Raw genomic sequence first — 24,576 nt, forward strand, 5'->3', positions numbered from 1 at the left:
GAGGAGGCCGTGTGTCGCGGCAGAAGAGGAGCGCCGCGCTGCGCTCCGACGCGCAGCGGAACCGCGAGCGCATCCTGGAGGTCGCCCTGGTCGAGCTGACCCGCCGCGCGGACGTCCCCCTGAGCCGGATCGCCAGGAAGGCGTGCGTCGGACAGGGCACCTTCTACCGTCACTTCCCCACCCGGGAGGCCCTCGTCCTGGAGATCTACCGGCACGAGATGCGGCAGGTCGCCGACTCCGCAGGCGAGTTGCTCGCCGGCCATGAGCCGGACCGGGCGCTGCGCGCGTGGATGGACGACCTCGCCCGGTTCGCCATGACCAAGGCGGGCCTCGCGGACGCGATCCGCCAGGCCACCTGCGGCCCCGGCAGCCCCGAAAAGCCGGGCCACGCCCCGGTGACCGACGCCGCCGAACTGCTGCTCCGCGCGGGCGAGAAGGCCGGAACCATCCGCCCCGGCGTCACCGCCGACGACTTCTTCCTCGCGATCGCCGGCCTCTGGCAGCTCGCCCCCGACGGCTGGCAGCCCCGCGCCACCCGCCTCCTCGACCTCGTGATGGACGGCCTGCGGGCCGGGCCCGCGCACCGGTGAGGTGAGCGCCGCCGGTCGGGACGGGGCGAAGGACCCCGCCGGATTCGACGGGGTCCTTCGCCGGTCCGCCGTCCGACCCCTCGGGAAGCGGGCCGGGCGGCGGGCGGAACACGGGTGGCGCTCTGTCAGGCGTAGGCGTTGAACTGGATGGGCGGCTTGGCCGCGTTGAGCGCGTCGCCGAGCCGCCCGTCGGTGATCTTGATGGAGGCGGCGCCGAAGTTGGCGTTCATGAGGCGGTCGCGGTAACCGCCCGGATAGCCGCCCCAGCCGACGAGGCGGGGGAAGAACCAGTTGCCGGTGTGGTTCTCGACGCGGTCGTCACCGCTGTTCGCGAGGCGGAAGAAGTGGGTCGAGGCTCCGTCCTTGTGGTACACGACCTTGGGGTGTGTGCCGTCGAAACGGACCTGGGAACGCGGGTACCACTTCCAGCCACTGTGCTGGGAGGTGGAGACGTACTGGACCTGGTTGTCCTTGACCCAGACCACCACGTGCTCGAAGTCGTGCCGGTGCCCGGCGACCCCGGCGGCCGACTGGTCCTTCTCGAAGTAGCTGGCGTACATCACCGCGCACCAGCCGTTGTCGCACTTGCCGCGCGCGTAGGTGTTCGCGTTGTCGAGCTGCGCCATGTCACGGCAGTGTCCGTTGACCGCGCCACCGGGGGCCAGCCCCGGGTTGAGCCGGCCGTCGCCGCTGATGGCGGCGGTGGCGTAGCAGCCGTCCTTGTCGTAGTCGTACGCGGGGGAGAACGCCTGCTCGAAACCGGTCGCGTTCTGCGGGAGCTTGGGGATGACCTCGGCGGAGGCGACGGCCGGCGTCATCAGGACCAGGGCGCCGCTCCCGAGGGCGGCGACCAGGGCGGTGCGCAGCCTGTGGCGGCGGGTGCCGGGGCGGTTCGGTTTGGGGCTGGGCGAGGTACGCATCTGTGGTTTCCTCGGCTGTAGGGGGGTGACCGCGACGCCGTGCGTGGCGTCCGGTTCCGAACTCGGCCCGAGCGTATGAAGGTTCGGCGCACCGCACGTGCCTGCGTGTGCACGGGCGCGGGTCTCCGGGCGCACAGGGGCGGGCACCGCCGAGTCGGAACAACTCACCTTGTGTGGCGACGAGTTGGGCCCCGGGCGGTTCACCCGGGGCCCACACTCCCACGGTCACCCCTTCATGAGCTTGTACGCCTTCTTCACCGTCACCTCGAACGCCGACGCCCGGTCCGAGCCCTTGACCCGCAGGCTGACGTACCCGTGACCGTTGCGGTCGAGGTGCGCGGCCGGCAGCGTCGCGAGGGCCGGATGCGGGACCAGGGCGCGGTTCTTCGCCACCGGCACCGGCCGCCAGGTCGCACCGCCGTCGAACGACGCCTCGACGGTCAGGTCACGCAGTCGCCCCCGGGCCTGGTCACCGGTCCGCCGGACGGTGAACGGGACGGCGAGCGTACGGTCGTCCGCCGCCCGTGACCACTCGTCGACCGGCGGCGCGAACCGGACGGTGGTCAGCGGCAGCGCGGCCGTCTCCCCCTCGGCGGCCGGACCGGACCGGAAGGTCCACACCCCCTCGACCTCGGTGCCGAGGTTGTTCCACTGCCCCCGGTCCGCGTGTGCCCTGAGGGTGTACGTGCCGCTGTCCGCCGGCACCTCCCAGGCGGCGAGCGCGGTGTTGCGCGGGAACTCCGCCGCGCCGTTCCGGCTCTTGGCGAGCCGCTCCCCGTCCCGGCTGAGCGTGTAGTCGTACGAGGCGTAGAGGTCGTCGCTGGTGAACAGGTGCCGTGGGTCCGAGTCGCCGCCCAGCGGCAGGTCGACGGTGACGGTGTCACCGGCGCGGGTGAACTGGCGGCCGTCCGGGGCCAGGGCGGGGGCGCCCACCGGACGGTTCCAGTACTCGGTGCGGGGGCCGGGCCGGAAGACCTGGGGCTCGGTGTACAGCGCCCGGTGCGGCAGCGGGTCCAGGACGTCCGCGTTCTGCCAGCTCCAGCGCAGCTCCTGGGCCCAGGCGACATCCCGGGACGCGGTGTAGAACTCGCTTCGGGTGCTGGGCGAGGGCACGTTGATCCGGCGACCGGCGACCGGGATGCCCTTCAGGGACGCGGTGGCCAGCTTCGACTTCAGCGGGAAGGACCGGTCGAAGGTGCCGGTCTGCTGGGAGGAGACGTAGTGCGCCTCGGTGCGGGCGAGTTCGGAGTCCCGGACCCGTCCGGTGAACCCGGCCGGGATACGGCCCTCGTGGAGGGCGGCGAGGTAGTAGACCGCCCCGGTCGCGGTGGGGTACGAGTAGCCGCCGTCGCCGGGGGCGCCGTCGGGGACCTTGTCGAACTCGTAGCCCTCGGCGAGGTCCTCGCGGAAGTACGCCGTGTACCGGGCCCCCTTGGCGCGGGTCGTGGAGGGCACCGACCAGTAGTCCGGCGCCAGGTGCTTGAACTGCACATCGGTGTGCGCGCTCAGCGGGCCGTCGGCCCCGGCAGGGGCCTTCTTCTGCCGCTGTGCGACGCCGACCTGACGGTAGACGTTCTCCACGTCGTCGCTGTCCACCTCGTGTGCGAGCCTGCGGGCCGCCGTACCGCCGAGCGTCAGCTCGGTGGGCCCGTCCACCCGGACGAAGGGCTCCCCGGCGAGGACGATGTCGCTGTCGTACCAGTACGAGTCCTCCTCGTGCCGGCCGATGAACGCCGAGATGCCGTAACTGCCCGCGGGCACCCGCACCTCGAGCCTGGAGGCGACGGTGGCGTGGTGCGGGGTCTCGAAGGGTTCCAGGGTCCGGTCCAGCGGCAGTACGTCGATGACCGAGATGCCGTCGGCGCCCTCGCCCAGCTGGTCGCGGAGGTGGAGCGTGAGGTCGTAGCTCTCGGGTTCGAGGCTGAGTCCGACCGGGACACGGACCGCGGTGGAACCGCCGTCGTCGCTCCGGGCGGTGAGCAGGGCGGAGAGAGTGCCGCCGGTACGGATTCCGGTGTCGCGGAACTCGACTGCCACCGAAGCGGTGCCGTGCGCGGGGACGGTCAACCGGTTCTCGGACAGGCCGAGCAGGGCGGCGGGCAGGTCGCCGCGGGTGGAGGTGACGTCGAGGGCGAGGTCCAGGGTGAGGTCCTCGTCCGAGTCGTTGGCGAAGGCCACCTTGCGGCGGGTGTCCTCGGCGGCGCGGGGCCAGGTGAGACGGCCGAAGTCCAGGGAGGACACCGTGGCCGTGACCGGCTGGTCCACCGCCCGCTCCACGTCCACCAGACCCGAGCCCTGGTCGTACACGGTCTCACCGGCGCTCGGGGCGGCACTGGACACGAGCGCCCGGGCGACCTGACGGGGTGTCCAGTCCGGGTGGGCCTGCATCACCAGGGCGGCGGCGCCGGCGACGGCGGGCGACGCCATCGACGTGCCCGACAGCCGGGTGTAGTCGTCGTCGACCGGGCCGACGGGTCCCTCCGGGTCGACGTCGCCGATGGGGGTGTCCTTGGCCCGGGCCGCCGTCACGGCGACGCCGGGGCCCTTGATGTGGGGCTTGACGCGGTAGTCGCCGAAGAGCGGGCCCCGGCTGGAGAAGCTCGCGACCGCGTCGTCGCCACCGGCGGCGCCGACCGCGAGCGCGCCCTCGGCGGCGGAGGGCGGGGAGACCGTGAACGGGTCGGGGCCGTCGTTGCCGGCCGACACCACCGGCAGCACCCCGCGCTCCAGCAGGGCGTCGGTGGCCAGCGACCACGGGTCGGTGCCGTCGCTCAACGCACGTGACCCGAGGGACATGTTGACGATGTCGACGCCCTCGTCGGCCGCCCACTCCATGCCGTCGATGATGTGCGAGAGGGAGCCGAGCGGGCCGGACAGCACCCGGGCGCTGAGGATCTCGGCGCCGGGGGCGACACCCTCGTACGTCCCGTCGGACGCGGCGCCCGTACCGGCGATGATCCCGGCGACATGGGTGCCGTGGCCGTCGATGTCACCCTTCTCGTCGTCCCAGGTGATGAAGTTCTCGGACTTCGCCACCCGGTCCTTCAGATCGGGGTGGGTGGCGCGCACGCCGGTGTCGATCACGGCGACCCGGACCCCGGAGCCGTCGAGGCCGCGCTCCTTGACGCCCCTGGCGTTGATCTGCCCGACGAGGTCGGAGACCGCGACATCGCCCTCCGGGGTGGTCTCGGGTTCGTCCGACACGGTCGCCGATCGTGTGGTCCCGGCCGCGTCCGTCAGTTCGACCGGGGTGTCCAGCCACACCGTCTCGACGGACGGCCGGAGTTCGGCGTCGGCGCCCTCGTCGGAGGTGGTGAGCGTCCGCCACAGGGCGCCGCCGTCGTCCTTCGGCAGGGTGACGGCGGTGGCGTCGATCGACTCCAGGGCCACGGTCCGCCCGGGGGCGGCCTCGGCGCGGGTCGCGGCGGGCAGACGGGCACCGCTGTGCCGGACGATCAGCGGAAGGCCCCGGTCGTCGGCGTCGGCGTCGGCGTCGGCGCCGGGATCGGCGCCGGGATCGGGATCGTCCTCGGCGTGGCCGAAGCGTTGCAGGGCGCTCAGGTTGAAGAGCTGGTCGTCGACCCTGCCGGTGGCGACCAGCGGGGCCACGTCCATGGGGATCACCCGGAGGTCGCCGCCGCCGGCCCGCTGCACGAAGCCGATGGCTTCGCGGCCCGGGCCCGGTTCGACGTCGACGCCGGGCTCGCCCTTCTCCGTGCCGACGGTCACCACATCACCGGTGACGAGGGTGAACCGCTTGCCCCGGAGGGCGTCGAGGGAGGCGGTGGAGGGAGAGCCCGCCTTCGCCACCGGGGCGGGTGGGGGGTCGGCGGCGAGGGATAAGCCGCTCTGCGTGGTGACGAGCAGAACGGCGGTCACCGCGCTGCCCGTCCAGGTCCGCACACGAGGTCTTCTCACGCGAACTCCGTTCAAAGTGGAGGGAGTTGAGGGGGGTGTGGGTGCGAAAGAAGTGACGTGCGCAAAGATACGCGCCCGCTCTTGACGTGTGAATGACAACGATGGCACGTTCAGGAGATGGGAGCGCTCCCATCTCACCCTGGGGAAGGGACCATCGTGCGCAGACCTCCTCACCCGCGCCTGCGGCGCCTGCCGCTGCTCGGCCTCCTGCTCGCCCTGCTGCTGCCCTTCGGGCTCACCTTCGCGCCGGCCGCCTCCGCCACGGCGACGACGGCCCCGGCCGCCGGGGCGAGGGCCGCGGCGCCCGTGCGCATCATGCCGCTCGGCGACTCGATCACCGGCTCGCCCGGCTGCTGGCGGGCGGTGCTGTGGAACCGGCTCCAGAGCGCCGGCCACACGGACATCGACTTCGTCGGCACGCTCGGCCCACAGGGCTGCGGGCAGGCGCACGACGGCGACAACGAGGGCCACGGCGGCGAGTTGGTGACCAATGCCGCCGACCAGAACCTGCTGCCCGCCCGGCTCGCCGCGACGCGCCCGGACGTCGTCGTCATGCACTTCGGCACGAACGACGTGTGGAGCGGCATCGCCCCCGACCGCATCCTCGCCGCCTACACCAAGCTGGTCGGGCAGATGCGGGCCTCCGACCCGGGCATGCGGATCCTCGTCGCGCAACTCATCCCCATGAACCCCGGCAGTTGTACGGGCTGCGCGCAGCGCGTCGTCGACTTCAACGCCCGCATCCCCGACTGGGCGCGGGCCACGAGCACCGCCGCCTCACCGGTGACCGTCGTCGACCAGTGGACGGGGTTCAGCACGGCGACCGACACCTACGACGGGGTCCATCCGAACGCCGCCGGGGACGACAAGATCGCCGCCCGCTGGTATCCGGCGCTGAGCGCGGTGCTGGACGCGGGGGTGCCGGGGGATCCCGGTGACCCCGGGGATCCGGGCGACCCCGGTGGCGGTCAGCCCGTGTGCGGCGCGGTCTTCCGGGCCACCAATGTCTGGCAGGGCGGCTACCAGGGCGAGGTGACGGTCACCAACACGTCCGCGTCCGCCGTCTCGGGGTGGACCGTGACCGTCGTACCGGCTGCCGGGGCGCGTCTCACCCAGGTCTGGAACGGGACCTCGACCACGGCGGCCGACGGCACCGTCACCGTCACCGCCGCCTCCTGGAACGGCACGCTCGCCCCCGGCGCGAGCACCACGTTCGGGTTCGTCGCCACGACGCCCGCGTCGGCCGGCACGCCGTCGGCGACGGTCGGGTGCGCGGCTCGGGCGGCGGCCTCCTCATGACGACCGGGTGACGGACGGGCGGCCCGGCGTGACGGGCGGGCGGCCCGGCTGCCCGCCCGGCGGGGCGGGTCTCAGCCGGGTGGCGCGCCGGGGCCCGCCCCGCCCTTCAGCCGCTCCAGGTCGGACGGCCTCACCTGGATGGCCAGTACGGCGATCAGGGCGGCGACGACGGTGAAGATGGCGGCCATGACGAAGGCGGCCGAGACGCCCGCGGTGAGCACCTCGTCGGACCAGGGCGACGGAAGCTGCCCGGTCCGCCGGAATTCCAGGCGCTCGGCGGGCGTCGCCTGGGACAGGAAGGCCGGGATCTGCTTCTCGGCCTCGTTGGTGCTGGCCGTGCCGTACATGGTCACGAGGATGGACAGGCCCAGTGAACCGCCCACCTGCTGTGTGGCGTTGAGGAGCCCGGAGGCCGCGCCGGTCTCGGGGGCGGGGACGTCGGAGAGCGCCATCAGGGTCAGGGCCACGAACTCCATGCCCATGCCGAGGCTGAAGACGAGCATCGGGCCGAGGACGCTGCCGGCGTAGGTGGAGTGGACGTCGGTGAGTGTCAGCCAGCTCAGGCCGGCCGCCGCGAGGATCGCGCCCACCACCATGAACGGTTTGGGCCCGTACACGGGCAGGAACCGTGAGGTCAGTCCGGCACCGACCGCGATGACCGCGCTGACCGGCAGGAACGCGAACCCGGTGGCCAGCGGGCTGAAGTCGAGGACGTCCTGGGTGTAGAGCGTCAGGAAGAAGAACATGCCGAAGATCGCCGCGGCCAGGCACAGCATGATCCCGTAGGTGCCCGCGCGGTTGCGGTCGGCGAACATGTGCAGCGGGGTGATCGGCTGTCGGGATCTCCGCTCGACCAGGACGAACGCCACGAGCAGTACCACGGCCCCGGCGAACGACGCCAGGGTCAGCCCGTCCCGCCAGCCCTCCTGCGCGGCCCGGATGAACCCGTACACCAGGAGCACCATGCCGAGGGTGGAGGTCAGGGCGCCGGTGATGTCGAAGTGACCGGGGTGGCGCTGGGACTCCTTGATCCAGCGGGGGGTCGCCAGCACGATCAGCAGTCCGATCGGCACGTTGACGAACAGCACCCACCGCCAGTTCAGCCACTCCACGAGGATGCCGCCCGCGAGCAGTCCGATCGCGCCGCCGCCCGCCGAGACCGCCGCGAACACCCCGAACGCCCGGTTGCGTTCCGGGCCTTCACGGAACGTCGTACTGATCAGCGCGAGGGACGTCGGGGACGCGATGGCGCCGCCGACGCCCTGGAGGGCGCGCGCGGCGAGGAGTTGGCCCGCGTTCTGGGCGAGACCGCCGAGCAGCGAGGCCAGCACGAACAGCAGCACACCGAAGACGAACACCCGCCGCCGGCCGAGGATGTCACCGGCCCGACCGCCCAGCAGCAGCAGTCCGCCGAAGGTCAGCGTGTACGCGTTGACCACCCACGCCAGGCTCGTCGTCGAGAAGTCCAGCGACCGCTGGATGTCCGGCAGCGCGATGTTCACGATGGTGATGTCCAGGACCACCATCAACTGACAGGACGCGATGACGAACAGCGCCATCGCACTTCCACCACCACCTGATTCCGAGGTGGTGGTGTGCGCTGGGGAGCTCGGCTGAGGGTTGCTCATGGCGTATCGCAAAGGCAGATTCCGGTGAACGGTTCCGTCCACCGCCGCGTTCACTGTTCGACCGTACGCCGGTGCCCTGGGCGTCACCACTCGAATGCCGGTGCCCCCGGCGCGCTCAGTGCCCCCGGAACGCCTCCTCCAGCCACCAGGCGCCGTGGCCGCGGGTGACCTTGGCGTCGAGGAGGAAGGGGGTCGTGCGGGGGCCGGTGAGCCAGTGGCGGAGGGGGGCGAGGTCGGCGGGGGTGCGGACGGTGGTGGCGTCGAAGCCGTAGCCGCGGGCCAGGGCGGCGAGGTCGGCCGGGGGGAAGGTGACCGTGTCCAGGGGGTGGCCGGCGGGGCCGAAGTGGTGGACCTCGGCGCCGTAGGACTCGTCGTCGTAGACGACGACCACCATGGGCAGACCGAGGCGCCCTACGGTGTCCAGTTCGACGGCGCTCATCAGGAAGCCGCCGTCACCGAGGGCGGCCACGGGGAGGCGGTCGGGTCGGGCGAGGGCCGCGCCGATGGTGGTGGCGAGGCCGAGGCCGATGGACTGGAAGGCCTGGGTGAAGCAGAAGCCCTGGTGGTCCGGGACCGAGAGATAGGCGCTGGGGTGCCCCATGAAGTTGCCGGAGTCCACGCCGACCACCCGCTCCGCGGGGAGGATGTCGTCGAGGGCGATGGTCAGCGTGCGCGGGTCGATGCGCTCCTCGTCCCCCTCGTCCTCGTACGGCACGTCCCGCCACCGGACGCGGGCGGCGAGGGCGGCTTCGGTGGCGGGGGTGCGGTAGCCCTCCGGGGACGTCCGGGTGCCGGCGGTGCCCCCGGCAGCGGCGTTCCCGTCCCCGGCTTCCCCGTCCCTGTCGGCTTCCGCGAGGGCGTGCCGGGCCGTGAGTTCCACGTCTCCGGTCACGGACGCGTGGATCGGGCGGTGGCGGCCCGGTGCGGTGGGGTCGTCGTCGATCTGGACGACGGTGGTGCCGGGGGCGATGAGGGTGCCGTGGCGCGTCGTCCACATGTTCAGGGCGCAGCCCCAGCCGACGATCAGGTCGGCGCCCCGGATGAGTTCGGCGGTGAGGGGGGAGGCGAAGCCGCCGGAGATGCCGAGGGACCAGGGGCTGTGGTGGAAGAGGCCGTGCGCGACCGCCGAGGTGGCGAGGAGGGCGCCGTGACGGTCGGCGAGGGCGGTGAGCGCGTCGCGGGCGCCGGGGGTGCGGGCGCCCCGGCCGGCCACGAACACGGGGCGCCGGGACCTGCGCAACTCGCTTGCCAGGGCGGCTACTTCGGCCGGGTCGGGTGCGACGGGCACGCGCGGGGGCGGCGGGGCGACGACGGACGGCGTACCGGCTTCGGGGACCTCCAGGGCCTGCACCTCCAGGGGCAGGTTGAGGAGGACCGTCCGCCGGTCGTGCAGCGCGCGGCGGACGGCCTCGCAGGCCTCCTCCACCGCCGTCGCCGCCGAGGTCACCCGGGCCGTCTCCGCGCCCACCGCCCGGGCCAGCGCGTCCTGGTCGATGTGGAAGTTGGAGTGCGGCCGGGTGACCTCGGCCGCCAGGACGAGCAGCGGGGTGCGGCTCTTGGCGGCCTCGGCGACACCCGTGACGGCGTTCGTCAGGCCGGGGCCCTGGTGGACGCTGAGACCGGCGATGCCTCCGGTCGTGCGGGCGTAGGCGTCGGCCATCGTCGCCGCGCCACCCTCGTGGCGCGCGGCGACGAAGCGGGCGCCGGCCGCGACCAGCGCGTTGGTGAGATGGAAGTTGCCGGACCCGACCACGCCGAAGACATGGTCGACGCCGGACGCGTGGAGAGCCCGGCCGACGGCCTCGGCGACCTTCATGAGCGCTCCACCAGGGCGAGCACGCGCGCGGGCGCCCCGGATCCGGCGACGATGGGCAGGGGCCCGGCGATGACGACGGCGCCGGTCGGCGGCAGCGCGTCCAGATTGCGGAGCTGGGTCAGGCCGTACTTGCCGTTGCCGAGGAAGTAGGAGTGGCAGGGGAACGGCGGGTCGAAGGAGTGCGCGCGTCCGGCGTCGGTGCCGACGGTCTCCACACCGAGTCCGATCACCGGGGTCTCCTCGGCCACCCAGCGCGCGCACTCCGGTGCCAGGCCGGGCGTGTGCGGGCCACCGCCGTCCGCGTTGAGGAACGTCTCCTGGGAGTGGCCGCGGGCGTCCCAGCCGGTGCGCAGGAACAGCCAACCGCCGTCGGGCAGGGGGCCGTTGTCCGCCTCCCAGGCCTTGATGTGGCCGACCTCCACAAGGAAGTCCGGGTCGGCCGCCGCCTGTTCGGCGAAGTCGAGCACGGCCACCGGCGCGATCAGCCGTCGCGCCGGTACGGACGCCACGTCGTCGAGGTCCTTTCCGGTGACCCAGTGGACGGGGGCGTCGAAGTGGGTACCGGTGTGCTCGCCGCTGCGGAAGTTGTTCCAGTACCAGGCCGGACCCCGGTCGTCGTAGCGGCTGATCTCCGCCAGCTCGAACACCTGGGTCTGGCCGAACTCCGGCGGCAGTTGGATCACCGGCGTCGATGACGACAGCGGCGAGGTGAGGTCCACGACCTCGATCGCGCCACCGCGCATCCCGGACACCAGGGCGGCGAGGACGGACGGCTGGGTCATGGCGGGCCTCCGGGGACGATCGACGCGGACGCGCGTCCGCGGGCCCGTCCGGTCTGCGGGCCCGCCCAGGGTGTCACCGGGGGCGCACACGCACCAGATCGAAAACCGGATGCGGGATCGGCGCGGGCGCCGTTACGCTCACCGCGATGACTACTTCCTCCCTCGACAGATCGGGGGTCCCGTCCGCGCAAGGTGAGTGCTGATGCTCACCGATCACGCGAACGAGGACTCCCGGCTTTCCTTCTGGGCACGTGTGCGCGAGTTCGCCGTGCCACCCTCCATGATCGAGACCGCGACCGCGCGCCGTGCCGTCGGCGACTGGGCCGGGGCATGCGCCGCCGCGGGTATCGACCTCGATCTCGGCCTGCGTGCCGTGACGAGCCGTCACGGCCGTGAGCTGACATCCCAAGTCCGCGACGATCTGCGGCACTTGGCCCCGGATCTGCTGCGCTGGCACATGCCGAGGATCGCTCCCGACGGGCTGCTGCGTCCGGGGCTCACCGTCACACTGGCCCGCTATCGGGCGGCGGGGCGTGCCGGACCGCATCCCGTGCACCTCGTGGCCCGGACCCCGCCCGCCTGGGCCGACGCCGGCCAGCGGATCGGCCTCGCCCTGTGGGACGGGTCCCGCGACGGGTCCCTGACCGGCAACGGTGCCCGCGGGCATCCCCACCCCCGCCCGAGCCGCCGGTACCGGCTCGACCTGCATCGCCATCTGTGGGACGCGCGCAGGGCGGCCGAACTACGGCTCCGCTCCGGGGCGGACCGCCCGGGACCGGTCCCGCCACGGTCGTACGAGGCCGGGGCGGGCCGGCTTGGGCCTGACGATCCGGCGCTCGTGGCCTCCGGGCGTGGCTGCGCCGTCGAACGGTGGGCGGACGAGGCCGCGATCGTGCTGCGCGCCGAGGGGCGGTCCTCCGGGACCGTGCTCGTACGGTACGGCGCCCGGCGCCGGCTCCTGCTGGACCTCGGCACCGCCCCGACCTCCTTGCGGATCACACCCCTCTCCGGTGACGACGGTGCCGTCGGGTCGCTGCCGGTGCTGCCCGACGCCGCGACCTGGCTGGCGCCCGATCTGGAGCTGATCCGGGCCGGGGCGGTCGATGCCGACCGGCTGCATCCGCTGGTCGCGTCGGCGTTGGTGCCGGACCAGGTGCGGGCGGGCCCGGCCGAGCCGCCGGACCGGGCGGGACAGCCGCGGATCGTGGAGTGCCGGGGAGAGCGGCACCGGATCGGCCTGGTCGACGGCGTACTGGTCGCCCTGGACCATGACCCGGCCCAACTCCGGCGGGAGGAACTGCTGGTCGAGCTGACCGGCACCCCCCTGCCCTGTCTGCGGGCCATCGACGAGGCACACCGCCGCCCGGACTGTCTCTCCGGCGTCCGCGAACGACTGGACCACGGGGACATCGCCGGTGCGCTGGCCGTCGTCGAAGGGCTCCTCGGCCCCGAGGCGGTCCTGCGGGACGGCGCGCTGCGGGACGAGCTGGAGTCGGCGGCCCAGCGGCGGATCGCCTACGGCCTCTACCGGGCCGGCCTCACCGACCTCACCCGTGACCGGGTCCGTTCCAACGGGGGACGCCGCCCTTCCCGGCAGCGCCGCCCCCGCGTCGCGACCTTCTTCTGATCGCGCCCTCACTCGTCTCAGCGCACTCCACCACACACCCCAAGGTGATCGAATATGCCCACATGTACGCCGTTCGCCCTGCCCACCGTCCTCACCGAAGCCGACACCACTGACACCGGTGGCGCCGAGGGAACCGACCCCTCCCCCGTCTCCCAACTCGACACAGCGGGCGCCCTGTTGAGCCTGCTGCGCACCACGACCACCGAACCCCGCCCCGACACCCAGCTGGAGGCGCTGACCCTCGCCGTGGCCGCGGATCTGCCCGTACTGCTGTGGGGCGAGCCGGGCATCGGCAAGACCGCGGCACTGACCCAGCTCGCCACCGCCCTGGACCTTCCGCTGACGACCGTGATCGCCAGCGTGCACGAGCCGTCCGACTTCTCGGGGCTGCCGATCGTCGGGGACGACCCGGCCGAGCAGGGCGTGCCGATGGCTCCGCCGGACTGGGCGGTGCGGCTGGTGCGGGCGGGCCGGGGGCTGCTGTTCCTGGACGAGCTGTCGACGGCGCCGCCCGCCGTCCAGGCCGCGCTGCTGCGGCTCGTGCTGGAGCGCAGGATCGGCGCGCTCCGACTGCCGCCCGGCGTACGGATCGTGGCCGCCGCCAACCCACGGTCCTCGGCGGCCGACGGCTGGGAACTGAGCCCGCCGCTGGCCAACCGGTTCGTGCACCTGCAGTGGGCCCACGACCACGAGGTGGTCGTACGGGGTCTCGGCGGGACCTGGCCGCGCGCCACCCTGCCGCGGCTCGCGCCGGAGCGGCTGTCGGAGGCGGTGGAGTTCGCCCGGCGGGCGGTCTGCACACTGCTGGCCGCGCGCCCCAAGCTCGTGCATCAGCTGCCCGGCAGCGAGACCCGGCGGGGCGGGCCGTGGCCGTCGCCCCGGAGCTGGGAGATGTCGCTGCACCTCATCGCCTTCGCGACCGCCTCCGGGGTCTCGCGCGATGTGCTGTCCCTGTTGGTCAGGGGCACCGTGGGGGACGGTCCGGGCCTTGAGCTGCTGGCGAGTCTGGACCGGCTGGACCTCCCTGATCCCGAGGTGCTGCTCGCCGACCCGACGGCGGCGGAACTGCCGCAGCGCGGAGATCTGCGGCAGGCGGTGCTCGACGGCGTGGTGGCGGCGGTCCGGGCCCGCCCGGAGAGGGAGCGCTGGGACGCGGCCTGGGCACTGCTGGTCCGGGCGCTGGAGACCGGCGCCCCTGACCTGGTGGTCGTCCCCGCGACGACGCTCGCCTCGCTGCGCCGCGACGACTGGGACGTTCCGGCGGCGATCGAGAACCTCGCCGGAGTCGTCACCCTGTCCCGACGCGCGGACGAGGCGGCGGCCCGCGCCAAGGCGGCGACGAGGCCTCGCCGATGAGCGCCCCCACGAGCCCGAACGCGACGGTGAGCGCCGGCACACCAGGCCCACCGGACACGGCGGGTGCACCGGGCGCAGTGGGTGCACCGGCCGCACCTCGCGCACCTGGCACCCCGACGCTCGACTACGACAAGCTCTTCGCCGCCCGGCTGCAGGCCGCGCGGGCCCGCCCCTATCTCGCGACGGCGTTGTTCGCGCTGCACACCGTCGAGTCCCGGCAGGTGCCCACGATGGGGGTGGACCGGTACTGGCGGTGCTATGTCTCCCCCCGCTTCGTGGACCGTACGCCGGTGGAGGAGCTGGCCGGGGTGTGGGTGCACGAGGTGTCCCATCTGCTGCGCGACCATCACGGGCGCAGCGACCGGGTCGCCGAGGAGCGAGGGCTGACCGGGCCCGGTGAGCGGCTGCGGATGAACATCGCCGCCGACTGCGAGATCAACGACGACGTGTTCGGCGACGGGCTGGTCAAGCCCGAGGGGGTCGTGGAGCCGGCGTTCCTGAACCTGCCCACGGGGCAGTTGATGGAGGACTATCTGCGGCAGTTCCAACTCGGTTCCCGGACCGTGGAGTTGGCGTGGCTGGACTGCGGCAGTGGCGCCGACGGTCTGGAGCGTGACTGGGAGTTGGGGCCGGACGGGGCGCACGGCCTGAGCGAGCAGGAACGGGACGCGGTGCGGTTCCGGGTGGCGCAGGGGATCACCGGCCGCCCGGGGTCCGCGCCCGAGGGCTGGCGGCGCTGGGCGGAGGAGGCGTTCCATCCGCCGCAGCCGTGGCGGGCGTTGCTGGGCGCGGCGGTCCGGTCGGCGGCCTCCGCGCCCGGCGCGGGGGAGGACTACAGCTACGGCCGGCCGTCGCGGCGCTCGGCCGGTGTGCCGGGCGCGGTGCTGCCGAGTCTGCGGCGCCGGCCCCCGCATGTCTCCGTGATCATCGACACCTCCGGGTCGGTGAGCGACGCGGAACTGGGCAGCGCGCTGCTGGAGGTCGCGGCGATCTCGCGTGCCGTGGGCGGCCGGCGTGATCTCGTCACCGTCGTCCCGTGCGACGCGGCGGCCCGCATCGCCCACCCGCTGTGCCGGGCCGAGGGCATCCCGCTGATGGGCGGCGGCGGTACGAACCTCCGCGCCGGCTTCGCCAAGGCGCTGCGCAGCCACCCCCGGCCCGATGTCATCGTCGCCCTCACCGACGGCCAGACCCCCTGGCCGAGCAGCCGGCCGCCGTGCCGGACCGTGGTGGGGCTGTTCCCCCGGCACCACCAGCACAGCACCTATGACGAGGACGACCCCGACTACGTACCGGACTACCCGCCCGACTGGGCCCGCGTGGTGCAGATCGGGTAGGCACCTGCCTCCCACACTCCCCCCAACATGACAATGAAAACGATTATCGATAAGGTGCACATGTCAACCCGGGCACCTCCTTGTCGAGGTGTCGTCGGGCTGCCCTGACGCCTGAACGCACCGCACGAAAAGGGGAGCCGTGGCTCATCTGTTGGTGGTCGAGAGCTGGGTCGGATCGATGAGCAGGCTGCTCCCACGGGCCATCCGGGAGGGCGGTCACGAGTTCACGTTCCTCACCCGCGACCTGCACCACTATCTGCGCTCCGCCCCCGAGGGCACGGCCCACCCGCTGCTCGGCGCGCGGAACGTCGTCACGGCCGACACCAACGACGTCGACACCCTCCTGCCGGAGGTGGACCGCCTGCACACGGTGTTCGGCTTCGACGGGGTCGTCTCGTCCTGCGACTACTACCTGCCGACGGTGGCCCGGATCGCCGGACACCTCGGGCTCCCCGGGCCGGGCCCGCAGGCCGTGGCGGACGCCTGCCGCAAGGACGCCACCCGTCGGGTCCTCGCCGACGCCGATGTGCCCGGCCCCCGCTTCGCCCTGCACGAGGAGTGGGCCGACCTCGCCCGGGCCGCCCGGGAGATCGGCTATCCGCTGGTCGTGAAACCCGTCGACCTGTGTGCGGGCATGTACGTCCGCCGCGTGGACAACGAGACCGAACTCACCGCCGCCGTACGGGCGTTGGCCGACTTCCCGCTGAACGCGCGCGGGCAGCGACGGGTGCCCGCCGTGCTCCTCGAAGAGCTGCTGACCGGACCCGAGGTGAGCGTCGAGACGGTGTCGTACGCCGGAGCCGTGCATGTCGTGGGCGTGACCGACAAGAGCGTCGGCGGGGCGCCCGCGTTCGTCGAGACCGGGCACATGTTCCCCGCCGCGCTGTCGGCCGCCGACACGGAGGCCGCCGAGCAGACCGCGCGGGGCGCGCTCAAGGCGCTCGGGCTGACCGACGGCGTCGTGGCGCACACCGAGATCAAGCTGACCCCGGACGGTCCGCGCGTGGTCGAGGTGAACCCCCGGCCCGCCGGCAACCGGATCACCGAGCTGGTCCGCCATGTCACCGGTATCGATCTCGCGGCGGCGGCCGTCGAGGTCGCCCTCGGCCGGCAACCCGATCTGCGGCGCCGGGAGACCGGGCTGCGCAGCGCCGCCGTCGGCTTCCTGGTACCGGAGACGTCGGGGACGCTCGAAGCGCTGGACGGCGGTCACCTCGCCGATGAGGAAGGCGTGTTGGAGCTCCAGCTCGCCGAACCCGGGCGGCCGGTCAGATCGGCGGGCAGCAACAACGAGTACCTCGGCCATGTCATGGCCGGCGACCCGGCCGGACCGGGCGCGCGTGAGCGGGTCGAGACACTGGTGGCCGAGCTGCGCTCCGGGCTGGTGATCCGGTGACCGCCGTGACGCGGGTGGCCCCGGCGGCGGCCGCCCCGTACGAGCGCCCCGCGCACGGACACCTCTCGCACGAGGAACTGGTGGAGCACGTCCGCGCGGGTGAACTCGGCCCGGACCCGGCGGCGCTGCGGATCGCGGTGGCGTTCGTGACGCGCCAGGCCGTACGGCACGACGGGCGGGGCACCGGCTATCGAAACGAGGTGCTGAGTCTGCGTCTCGCCGGTGCCGTGGGGTCCTGCGCGGTGGAGCCGGGCGCCCTCCCGGACGCGGCGATCGACGACTGCGTGGGCGCCGATGTCGCCCGGCTCCTGGCACATCCACTGCTCCCGGTGCGGGTGGCCGCGCTGGACGCCTATCTGATGCATGTCGCCCCGCACGTCCCGGAGAACGGGGCACGGCCCTTCCCGCTGCCGGCCGGTACGTCGCTGGAGAAGTCCCGGGCGCGGGCGCACGCCGTCGTCGAGCTGCTCGGACTGCCGGCGGGCGCGACCGTGCTCGTCGTCGGGGTCGTCAACTCCCTTCTGGAGGCGCTGCGTTCACGGGAGCTTCGCTACGCGCCCTGCGATCTCAAGGGCGGGGTCACCGAGTGGGGCGAGGACATCGTCACCGACGCGCTCGCGGCGGCCGACCGCTGTGACGCACTGCTGGTCTCCGGGATGACGCTGGGCAACGGCAGCTTCGAACCGTTGCGGCGGCACGCGCTGGCGCACGGCAAGCAGTTGGTGATGTTCGCGCAGACGGGCAGCGCGGTCCTGCCCCGGTTCCTCGGGCACGGGGTGAGCGCGGTGTGCGCGGAGCCGTACCCCTTCTTCTGGCTGGACGCGGGGGCGGGCACACTGCACCGCTACCACCTGGACGGCCGTGCGTCGGGCGGTGGCCGATGACCTCGCCGACCGTCCTGCGGCCCGTCGCCCGGCCGGAGCTGCTGGCCCTCGTCGGACGGACGCCGCTCGCGCGCATCACCGCCGAACTGCCCGGTCCGCAGCCGGGGTTCTGGGCCAAGCTGGAGGGCCTCGCGGCGGGCGGGATGAAGGCGCGGGCCGCCGTGTCCATGCTGCTGGGCGCCCGGGAACGCGGTGAACTGCGGCCCGGAGCACCGGTGGTGGAGTCGACCTCCGGCACGCTGGGCATCGGCCTGGCGTTCGCGGGACAGGCCCTCGGCCATCCCGTCGTGCTGGTCGGTGACAGTGAACTGGAGCCGTCCATGCGGCAGTTGCTCCGCTCCCACGGCGTACGACTGGAGCTGGTGGACCGTCCGGCGCCCCTCGGCGGCTGGCAGGCGGCACGGCTCGCACGGCTGCGGGAGCTGCTGGCCGTGCTGCCGGGCGCGTACTGGCCCGACCAGTACAACAACCCCGACAACACCGCCGGTTACGCCTCGCTGGCCGCCGAACTCGCCGTCCAGCTGGACCACTTGGACATCCTGGTGTGCAGCGTGGGCACCGGCGGTCACAGCGCGGGCGTCATCGGTCCGCTGCGGCGGCACTGGCCCGGCCTGCGGCTGATCGGCGTCGACTCCACCGGCTCGACGATCTTCGGCCAGCCGGCCCGGCCGCGGCTGATGCGCGGTCTCGGCAGCAGCATCCATCCGCGCAACGTGGCCTACGACGCGTTCGACGAGGTGCACTGGGTGGGCCCGGCGGAGGCCGTCGACAGCTGCCGGCGGCTGGCCCGGGGCAGCTTCGTCAGCGGCGGCTGGAGCACCGGCGCGGTCGCGCTGGTCGCCGCCTGGGCTGCCCGCGTCCATCCGGGCGCCGTCGTCGCCACGGTCTTCCCGGACGGCCCGCACCGCTACCTCGGCAGCGTCTACGACGACGACTTCGCCGCCGCCCACGGCCTCGACCCGGCCTCCGCCGCCGCCCGGCCCGTGGAGATCCCGCATCCCGGCGCGGCCGAGGCCGTCGGCTGGGTGCGCTGCGGCAGGGTCGCCGACCCGCTCACGGTCCCCCGCCCCACCCCCCACCGGATTCCCGCTTCGGAAGAGAGCCTGTGAAGGTCACCCTGCGCACCGTACGCCTCGAACTCGCCGAGCCGTTGCGCATCTCCCGCTCCACCATGTCCGCGCGCGACGCGGTCTGGCTGACCGTCGAGCACGACGGGCTCACCGGCCACGGCGAGGCCGTCACCAGCGACTACTACGGACTCGACACCGACACCCTCGGACGGCTGTTCGCGGACGTGGCCCCGGACCTCGGCCGCTTCCGTGATCCGGAGAGCGCCGCGGAGGCGCTGCGGGAGGGCGATCCGCTCGGTGGTCCCGAGACGCCACCGGCCGTGACGGCCGCCGTCGGTGCCGCGCTGCTCGATCTCGTCGGCAAGCGGGCGGGCAGCCCCGTCCACCGGCTGCTGGGCGCTCCGGCGGCTCCGGTGGCGGCGACCGCGCGGACCATCGGCATCACCTCGCCGACGCGGGCGGCGGCGGAGGCCCGCCGTCTCGCCGCTAGCGGCTTCGAGATCGTCAAGGTCAAGGCCGGGGCGCCCGACCCGGAGGACGACGTGGAGCGCGTACGGGTCGTCCGGGACGCCGCGCCCGGGGTCCGGCTGCTTCTCGACCCGAACGGCGCCTGGGCCCCGGCACAGGCACAGGGCCTGCTGCCGCGCTTCGCGGAGCTGGGTGTGGAGGCCGTGGAACAGCCGCTCGCGCCGGGTGATCCCGAGGCGCTGGCCGTGCTCGCCGCACGATCGCCGCTGCCGGTCATCGCCGACGAGGACGCGGTGGACCTGGAGGACGTACGGCGCCTGGCGGGGCGGGTGCACGGGGTCAATGTCAAGCTCGCCAAGTGCGGGGGCGTCCACGCGGCCCTCCGTATCGCCGAGACGATCGAGGGCAGCGGCACCGACCTGATGCTCGGCTGTCTCACCGCCAGCTCTCTCGGTCTCGCCCCGGCCGTCCATCTCGCCGACCGGGCCCGCTGGGTCGACCTCGACGGACACCTCCTGCTCGCCGACGACCCGTGGACCGGGATCGGCGGCGCCGACGGGTACGTACGGACAACCGGCCTGCCGGGACTGGGAGTTCGGCCCCGACCGGGTCACCGGGCGGGCGACGGGACCGCCGACGCGGCCGAGGACGCACCGGGGGAGACACACCGTGCAGACATGGCATGAGATACGCCGCTTCCCCTTCGCCGTCCGTCTCCTGCTGGTCAACCAGCTCGGCGTCAACATCGGCTTCTACCTCCTGATCCCCTATCTCGCGACCCATCTCACCGAGAACCTGGGCATGTCGGCGGCCGTCGTCGGCATCGTCCTGGGCGTGCGCAACCTCAGCCAGCAGGGCCTGTTCATCATCGGCGGCTCCGCCTCGGACCGGCTCGGCGCACGGGGTGTGATCATCGCCGGGTGTGCGCTGCGGACCCTCGGGTTCGCGCTGTTCGCGCTCGGCGACGGGCTGCCGGTGCTGCTGGCGGCGTCGGTGCTCAGCGGGCTCGCCGGGGCGCTGTTCAACCCGGCGGTGCGGGCGTATCTGGCGCAGGAGGCCGGGGAGCGCAAGGCGGAGGCGTTCGCGCTGTTCAACGTGTTCGCGACGACGGGCGCGCTGATCGGTCCGCTGCTGGGCAGTGCGCTGCTGCTCGTGGACTTCCGGACCTCCGCGCTCGCCGCCGCCGGGATCTTCGCGGTCCTCACCGTCGCCCAGGCCCTCGTCCTGCCCGCGCGGCCGGTCGAGCCGAGCGGCGGCAACGTCCTCGGGGACTGGCGGGAGGTGCTCGGGAACCGGGCCTTCCTGGCGTTCGCCCTCGCCATGGTCGGCATGTTCACGCTGGAGAACCAGCTCTATCTGCTGCTGCCGGCCGGAGCCCGGGAGGCCACCGGCTGGGACGGCGCCGCCGGTCTCGTCTTCCTCGTCGGCACCCTCGCCAACCTGGCGCTCCAGCTCCGCATCACCAAGGCGCTCAAGTCGCGCGGAGACAGGGCCCGTTGGATCGGTCTGGGGCTCACCGTGACGGCTCTGGCGTTCCTGCCACCGGCCCTGGGGGCGGGGTTCGGCGCCTCCGGCCCGCTCGCCGCGGTACCCGTCCTGCTCGGCGTGCTGCTCCTCTACCTGGGCCTCATGATCGCCTCGCCGTTCGTGATGGAGCTGATCCCCCGCTTCGGCCGCCCCGAGCTGACCGGCACCTACTTCGGGATCTTCTACGTCGTCTCGGGCATCGCCGCCGCCCTCGGCAACACCCTCGTGGGCTGGGCCATGGACGCCGGGGAGCGCGGCGGCCACACCTGGCTGCCCTGGGTGTGCTGCGCCGTGGCCGGTCTGCTCTCGGCGGCGGGCGTCACCCGGCTGCGCCGGCTGGGGGCGCTGCCCTCGGACCCACCGGCCGCCGTCCCCGACCCGGCCGGTGAGAAGAGCGACGCATGACGCACGCCAACCTCCTCACCGACCACCCCGAGCTGTACGAGGCCCGCTTCCCCGACACCGAGCGGCTGGCCGGACGCTGGGCCGAGGACTGTCTGCGGCGCCACGGGGCCGGCCCCCGGGTCCTGGACATGGGCTGCGGCACCGGACGGGACGCCGCCCATCTGCACGGCGCCGGCCGTACGGTGACCGGGGCCGACCTCTCCGAGGCGATGCTCGCCCACGCCCGGGTCCGGCATCCCGGCCCGTCGTACGTACAGGCCGACCTGCACGGCTTCGACCTGGGCCGGGCGGCGTTCGACGCGGTCGTCTGCCTGGACAGCTCCCTGCTGTACTGCCACACCAACGCCCAGCTCGACGCCTTCCTCGCCTCCTGCCGCCAAGGTCTCGCACCCGGTGGGCTGTTGGTCGCAGAGATGCGCAACGGCGCCTATTTCCTGGGGCGTACGGACCTGCTCGACACCCCGGCCGTCCACTCCTTCACCTGGCGGGGCACCGCCCACCGGTCCACCACCACCCTCACCGTGGACCGCACCGCCCAACTCCTGCGCCGCAGGCGGGTCTGGACCTCGGACGACGGCTCACCGGCGGTCGAACAGCGGTCGGCCTGGCGGCTGTTGTTCCCGCAGGAGCTGCGGCACGTCCTCACCGCGCACGGTTTCGAGGTCCTGGAGCTGCACGACGGGCCCGGCCCGCGCACCGAACCGGCGTGGCAGGAGGGCCGGTTGCCCGGCGCCACGACGGACGCGGACCGGCTGCACCTCGTCGCGCGGCTCACCTCGGCCCGCTGACCCCTCATCGCCACACACCCAAGGAACCCTCATGCACGAAGAACTCTTCCCCGGTCTGCACCGACGCGGCTTCCTCGCCGCCACGGGCGCCGTCTCGCTCGGCGCACTCGCCCTCACGGCGTGCGGCGGCGGCACCGATTCCCCGGCGAGCGGCGACGACGACGGCACACCGAAGCGGGGCGGGCGGCTGCGGGCCGCGTTCGCGGGCGGCGGCGCCAGTGAGACCCTCGACCCGCATCTGGCCGCCCTGTTCGCCGACGTCGCCAGAGCCAAGGCGCTCTACGACAAGCTCGCCGACTACGGCGCCGACCTGTCCGCCGAGCCGCGGCTGGCCGCGAAGTGGGAGTCGAACAAGACCCTGGACCGCTGGCAGGTCACCCTGCGCGAGGCCACCTTCCACGACGGCAGGCCGGTCACCGCCGAGGACGTGCTGTACAGCTACCGCCGGATCGCCGACCCCGCGAAGGCGTTCCGGGCGAAGGCGTCCCTGGAACCCATCGACCTCGACGCCAGCCGGGCCACCGGCGAGCGGGGCATCGAGTTCGTCCTGAAGCGGCCCACCGCCGAGTTCCCCAATGTGCTGGCCGCGTTCGGCGCGTACATCGTCCCGGAGAACGCGGGCAGCAGCGCCGGCGACTTCGACACGAAGCCGATCGGCTCCGGACCCTTCCGGTTCGTCTCCTTCTCCCCCGGCCGCTCCGCCGTCTTCCGCCGCTTCGACGCCTACTGGGAGGGCGCCGCCCACCTCGACGAACTCGAACTCGTCGTCGCCAACGAGGAGTCGGCCCGCGTCAACGCCCTGCTCGGCGGTCAGGTCGAGTACGCGCACGAGCTGAACCCCACCACCGCCCGCGCCCACGAGGGCAAGGGACAGATCGAGATCGTCCGGCTGCGCAACAGCGCCATGCAGGCGTTCTGCATGAAGACCGACCGGGCGCCCTTCGACGACAAGCGGGTCCGGGAGGCGTTCTTCCTCATCGCCGACCGGCAGGAACTCGTCGACGGGGCGCTCTCCGGGGCGGGCGTGGTCGGCAACGACCTGTTCGGCAAGGGCTACGAGTACTACGCGGCCGACCTCCCGCAGCGCGAGCAGGACCTCGACCGGGCCCGGTCCCTGCTGAAGCGGGCCGGTGCCGGGAAGCTGAAGGTCACGCTGGACACCTCCGCCGTGGCCGCCGGGTTCACCGAGGCCGCCAGCATCTTCAAGGACCAGGCCGCGAAGGCGGGCGTCACGATCGACGTGCGGATGGGCAGCAAGGACTCGTACTGGAGCGACATCCTCGACTCCGGCACCCTCGCCTGCTACCGCTCCGGTGCCATGCCCATCGAGGCGCACCTCTCGCAGCGGCTGCTCACCGACTCCACCACCAACGCCACCCACTGGCGGCACAAGGACTTCGACGCGCTGTACCAGCAGGCGCAGTCCACCCGGGACAAGGCGGAGCGGGCCGCCGTCTACGAGCGGATGCAGCGCCGGCTGTACGCCGAGGGCGGCTTCCTGATCTGGGGGTTCGCCGACTGGATCATCGGAACGGCCAAGAACGTGAAGGGAGTCGAGACCAAGGCCCCCGCCAACACGCTCGGCTGGGCGCGCTTCGACAAGGTGTGGCTCGGGTGAGCGGAGACGGTCTGCGCTCCTTCGTCGTCCGGCGGCTGTTCCTCGGCGCCGCGCAGACCGTGGCGGTCGTGCTGCTGGTCTTCGCGCTCACCGAGGCGCTGCCGGGCGACGCGGCGGTGGCCCTGGCCGGGGACCAGCCCGACCCGGCACGGATCGCCGCCATCCGCGAGGCGATGCACCTCGACCGGCCGGTGCACGAGCGGCTGGCCGACTGGGCGCTGGGCCTGGTCCAGGGGGACTTCGGCACCTCGCTGACCTCCGGCCGCCCGGTCGCCGGATACCTCGCGGACGGCTTCGGGCCGACCCTGCTGCTCGCCGCGCTCACCGTGGCCCTGCTCGTGCCCCTCGGTCTCGGCCTGGGCGTGCTGGCCGCCCGGCACGAGGGCGGACCCGTCGACCGGCTGATCAGCTCGGTCACGCTGGCCGTGTACGCGGTCCCCGAGTTCGCCCTCGGGGTGCTGCTGGTGACCGTGTTCGCGCTGAAACTGGCCTGGCTGCCGCCGACCGCCCTCGGTCATGGCACCGACCTGCTCGCCGACCCGTCCGTGCTCGTGCTGCCCGTCCTCGTGCTGCTCTCCCGGCCGGTGTGCTCCCTGGTCCGGCTGGTCCGCGCCGGCATGGTCGACGCCCTCGCCTCCCCGTACGCCGCCCACGCCCGCCGGTACGGCGTCCCGGGCGCCCGCGTCCGCTACGCCCACGCCCTGCCCAACGCCCTCGCCCCGGCCGCCCAGCAACTCGCTCGCACCGTCGACTGGTTGCTGTGCGGTGTCATCGTCGTGGAGGCCCTCTTCGTGATCCCCGGACTCGGCACGGTCCTCCTCAACGCCGTCGCCGAACGCGATGTCCCGGTCGTCCAGGGTCTCGCCGTCGTCTTCGGCGTCCTGACCGTCGTCCTCAACCTGGGCGCCGACGTCGTCGCCCGGCGGCTGGCACCCCGGGCGGGGGTCGCGGCATGACGGCGGGGACGGGCACCTCTCCGGCCACCCCGCCGACGTCCGCCCCGGCGACGGCCCCCGCGACCGTTCCGAGGACCCGACGGCGTACGGGCCGCTTCGCGCTCGGCGCCGCGATCATCGCCGTACCCCTCCTTCTCGCCCTCCTGGGACCGGTGTTCGCCGGGGAGCCCGGGACGCGGACCGCGTCGTTC

Annotated in this window: 18 protein-coding genes; 13 read left to right on the forward strand and 5 right to left on the reverse strand. The window is 73.4% G+C overall.

Annotated features, from left to right (window positions below):
* The first annotated feature begins 11 nt into the window (after nt 1-11).
* Nucleotides 12-590, forward strand: coding sequence for a TetR/AcrR family transcriptional regulator (locus tag J8M51_RS09215; protein ID WP_086760195.1), 579 nt, complete (start codon nt 12-14; stop codon nt 588-590).
* 125 nt (nt 591-715) lie between these two features.
* On the opposite strand, the gene J8M51_RS09220 is transcribed toward J8M51_RS09215, so the two are convergent.
* Together J8M51_RS09220 and J8M51_RS09225 are read right to left on the reverse strand one after the other, a co-directional pair.
* Nucleotides 716-1,510: an NPP1 family protein gene (locus J8M51_RS09220; RefSeq protein ID WP_086760193.1), complete on the reverse strand. Its 795-nt coding sequence runs from the start codon at nt 1,508-1,510 to the stop codon at nt 716-718.
* Nucleotides 1,511-1,735: 225 nt separating this feature from the next.
* A complete protein-coding gene (locus J8M51_RS09225) occupies nt 1,736-5,428 on the reverse strand; it encodes a S8 family serine peptidase (RefSeq protein ID WP_267299095.1) in 3,693 nt (1,230 codons plus the stop codon).
* Between the two features lie 156 nt (nt 5,429-5,584).
* Here J8M51_RS09225 and J8M51_RS09230 point away from each other — a divergent pair, with 156 nt between their 5' ends.
* Entirely contained in the window at nt 5,585-6,727 is a 1,143-nt protein-coding gene (locus tag J8M51_RS09230; RefSeq protein WP_086761021.1) for a GDSL-type esterase/lipase family protein, read from the forward strand.
* Between the two features lie 71 nt (nt 6,728-6,798).
* Here the strand turns inward: J8M51_RS09230 and J8M51_RS09235 are convergent, their stop codons facing one another.
* The 3 genes from J8M51_RS09235 to J8M51_RS09245 form a co-directional block, all read right to left on the reverse strand.
* Nucleotides 6,799-8,286: an MFS transporter gene (locus J8M51_RS09235; protein WP_216587713.1), complete on the reverse strand. Its 1,488-nt coding sequence runs from the start codon at nt 8,284-8,286 to the stop codon at nt 6,799-6,801.
* 184 nt (nt 8,287-8,470) lie between these two features.
* The gene (locus tag J8M51_RS09240; protein WP_267299096.1) at nt 8,471-10,171 is read right to left on the reverse strand and encodes a thiamine pyrophosphate-binding protein; all 1,701 of its coding nucleotides are present in this window, start codon (nt 10,169-10,171) and stop codon (nt 8,471-8,473) included.
* On the reverse strand, nt 10,168-10,953 hold the full coding sequence (locus J8M51_RS09245) for a cyclase family protein (protein ID WP_086761903.1): 786 nt from the start codon (nt 10,951-10,953) through the stop codon (nt 10,168-10,170). Before J8M51_RS09245 ends, J8M51_RS09240 begins: the two co-directional genes overlap by 4 nt.
* 202 nt (nt 10,954-11,155) lie before the next feature.
* On the opposite strand from J8M51_RS09245, the gene J8M51_RS09250 reads away from it, so the two are divergent.
* The 11 genes from J8M51_RS09250 to J8M51_RS09300 all read left to right on the forward strand — a co-directional run bounded on the left by J8M51_RS09250 (nt 11,156) and on the right by J8M51_RS09300 (nt 24,385).
* Nucleotides 11,156-12,580: a hypothetical protein gene (locus J8M51_RS09250; protein WP_179203411.1), complete on the forward strand. Its 1,425-nt coding sequence runs from the start codon at nt 11,156-11,158 to the stop codon at nt 12,578-12,580.
* Between the two features lie 54 nt (nt 12,581-12,634).
* Nucleotides 12,635-13,936 (forward strand): AAA family ATPase, encoded by a 1,302-nt coding sequence (locus J8M51_RS09255; RefSeq protein WP_086761901.1) that lies wholly within the window; start codon nt 12,635-12,637, stop codon nt 13,934-13,936.
* Entirely contained in the window at nt 13,933-15,273 is a 1,341-nt protein-coding gene (locus J8M51_RS09260) for a vWA domain-containing protein (protein WP_086761899.1), read from the forward strand. Before J8M51_RS09255 ends, J8M51_RS09260 begins: the two co-directional genes overlap by 4 nt.
* A 139-nt stretch (nt 15,274-15,412) precedes the next feature.
* Nucleotides 15,413-16,669, forward strand: a complete 1,257-nt coding sequence (locus J8M51_RS09265; RefSeq protein WP_179203410.1) for an ATP-grasp domain-containing protein — start codon at nt 15,413-15,415, stop codon at nt 16,667-16,669.
* Between the two features lie 5 nt (nt 16,670-16,674).
* Nucleotides 16,675-17,553: a Rossmann-like domain-containing protein gene (locus tag J8M51_RS09270; RefSeq protein ID WP_107473840.1), complete on the forward strand. Its 879-nt coding sequence runs from the start codon at nt 16,675-16,677 to the stop codon at nt 17,551-17,553.
* Nucleotides 17,550-18,662 carry a PLP-dependent cysteine synthase family protein gene (locus J8M51_RS09275; RefSeq protein WP_086761895.1) on the forward strand — a complete coding sequence of 371 codons (1,113 nt, stop codon included), beginning with the start codon at nt 17,550-17,552 and terminating at the stop codon, nt 18,660-18,662. The genes J8M51_RS09270 and J8M51_RS09275 overlap by 4 nt, the downstream gene beginning before the upstream one ends.
* Entirely contained in the window at nt 18,659-19,777 is a 1,119-nt protein-coding gene (locus J8M51_RS09280) for a dipeptide epimerase (RefSeq protein ID WP_086761893.1), read from the forward strand. The genes J8M51_RS09275 and J8M51_RS09280 overlap by 4 nt, the downstream gene beginning before the upstream one ends.
* Nucleotides 19,761-21,023 carry an MFS transporter gene (locus tag J8M51_RS09285; RefSeq protein WP_267299097.1) on the forward strand — a complete coding sequence of 421 codons (1,263 nt, stop codon included), beginning with the start codon at nt 19,761-19,763 and terminating at the stop codon, nt 21,021-21,023. The genes J8M51_RS09280 and J8M51_RS09285 overlap by 17 nt, the downstream gene beginning before the upstream one ends.
* Nucleotides 21,020-21,811, forward strand: a complete 792-nt coding sequence (locus J8M51_RS09290) for a class I SAM-dependent DNA methyltransferase (protein WP_086762259.1) — start codon at nt 21,020-21,022, stop codon at nt 21,809-21,811. Before J8M51_RS09285 ends, J8M51_RS09290 begins: the two co-directional genes overlap by 4 nt.
* Nucleotides 21,812-21,842: 31 nt before the next feature.
* Nucleotides 21,843-23,429, forward strand: a complete 1,587-nt coding sequence (locus tag J8M51_RS09295; RefSeq protein ID WP_086762257.1) for an ABC transporter substrate-binding protein — start codon at nt 21,843-21,845, stop codon at nt 23,427-23,429.
* Complete coding sequence (locus J8M51_RS09300; protein ID WP_086762255.1) at nt 23,426-24,385, forward strand: ABC transporter permease; 960 nt, start codon at nt 23,426-23,428, stop codon at nt 24,383-24,385. Before J8M51_RS09295 ends, J8M51_RS09300 begins: the two co-directional genes overlap by 4 nt.
* Nucleotides 24,386-24,576: the final 191 nt, after the last annotated feature.

Source organism: Streptomyces griseiscabiei (genome assembly GCF_020010925.1).
Lineage (GTDB): Bacteria > Actinomycetota > Actinomycetes > Streptomycetales > Streptomycetaceae > Streptomyces > Streptomyces griseiscabiei.

Excerpts from the sequence above, each read along its gene's own strand:
- J8M51_RS09220 (WP_086760193.1), bottom strand. The coding sequence starts at position 1,510 with ATGCGTACCTCGCCCAGCCCCAAACCGAACCGCCCCGGCACCCGCCGC.
- J8M51_RS09235 (WP_216587713.1), bottom strand. The coding sequence starts at position 8,286 with ATGGCGCTGTTCGTCATCGCGTCCTGTCAGTTGATGGTGGTCCTGGAC.
- J8M51_RS09240 (WP_267299096.1), bottom strand. The coding sequence starts at position 10,171 with ATGAAGGTCGCCGAGGCCGTCGGCCGGGCTCTCCACGCGTCCGGCGTC.
- J8M51_RS09245 (WP_086761903.1), bottom strand. The coding sequence starts at position 10,953 with ATGACCCAGCCGTCCGTCCTCGCCGCCCTGGTGTCCGGGATGCGCGGT.
- J8M51_RS09250 (WP_179203411.1), top strand. The coding sequence starts at position 11,156 with ATGCTCACCGATCACGCGAACGAGGACTCCCGGCTTTCCTTCTGGGCA.
- J8M51_RS09255 (WP_086761901.1), top strand. The coding sequence starts at position 12,635 with ATGCCCACATGTACGCCGTTCGCCCTGCCCACCGTCCTCACCGAAGCC.
- J8M51_RS09260 (WP_086761899.1), top strand. The coding sequence starts at position 13,933 with ATGAGCGCCCCCACGAGCCCGAACGCGACGGTGAGCGCCGGCACACCA.
- J8M51_RS09275 (WP_086761895.1), top strand. The coding sequence starts at position 17,550 with ATGACCTCGCCGACCGTCCTGCGGCCCGTCGCCCGGCCGGAGCTGCTG.
- J8M51_RS09290 (WP_086762259.1), top strand. The coding sequence starts at position 21,020 with ATGACGCACGCCAACCTCCTCACCGACCACCCCGAGCTGTACGAGGCC.
- J8M51_RS09295 (WP_086762257.1), top strand. The coding sequence starts at position 21,843 with ATGCACGAAGAACTCTTCCCCGGTCTGCACCGACGCGGCTTCCTCGCC.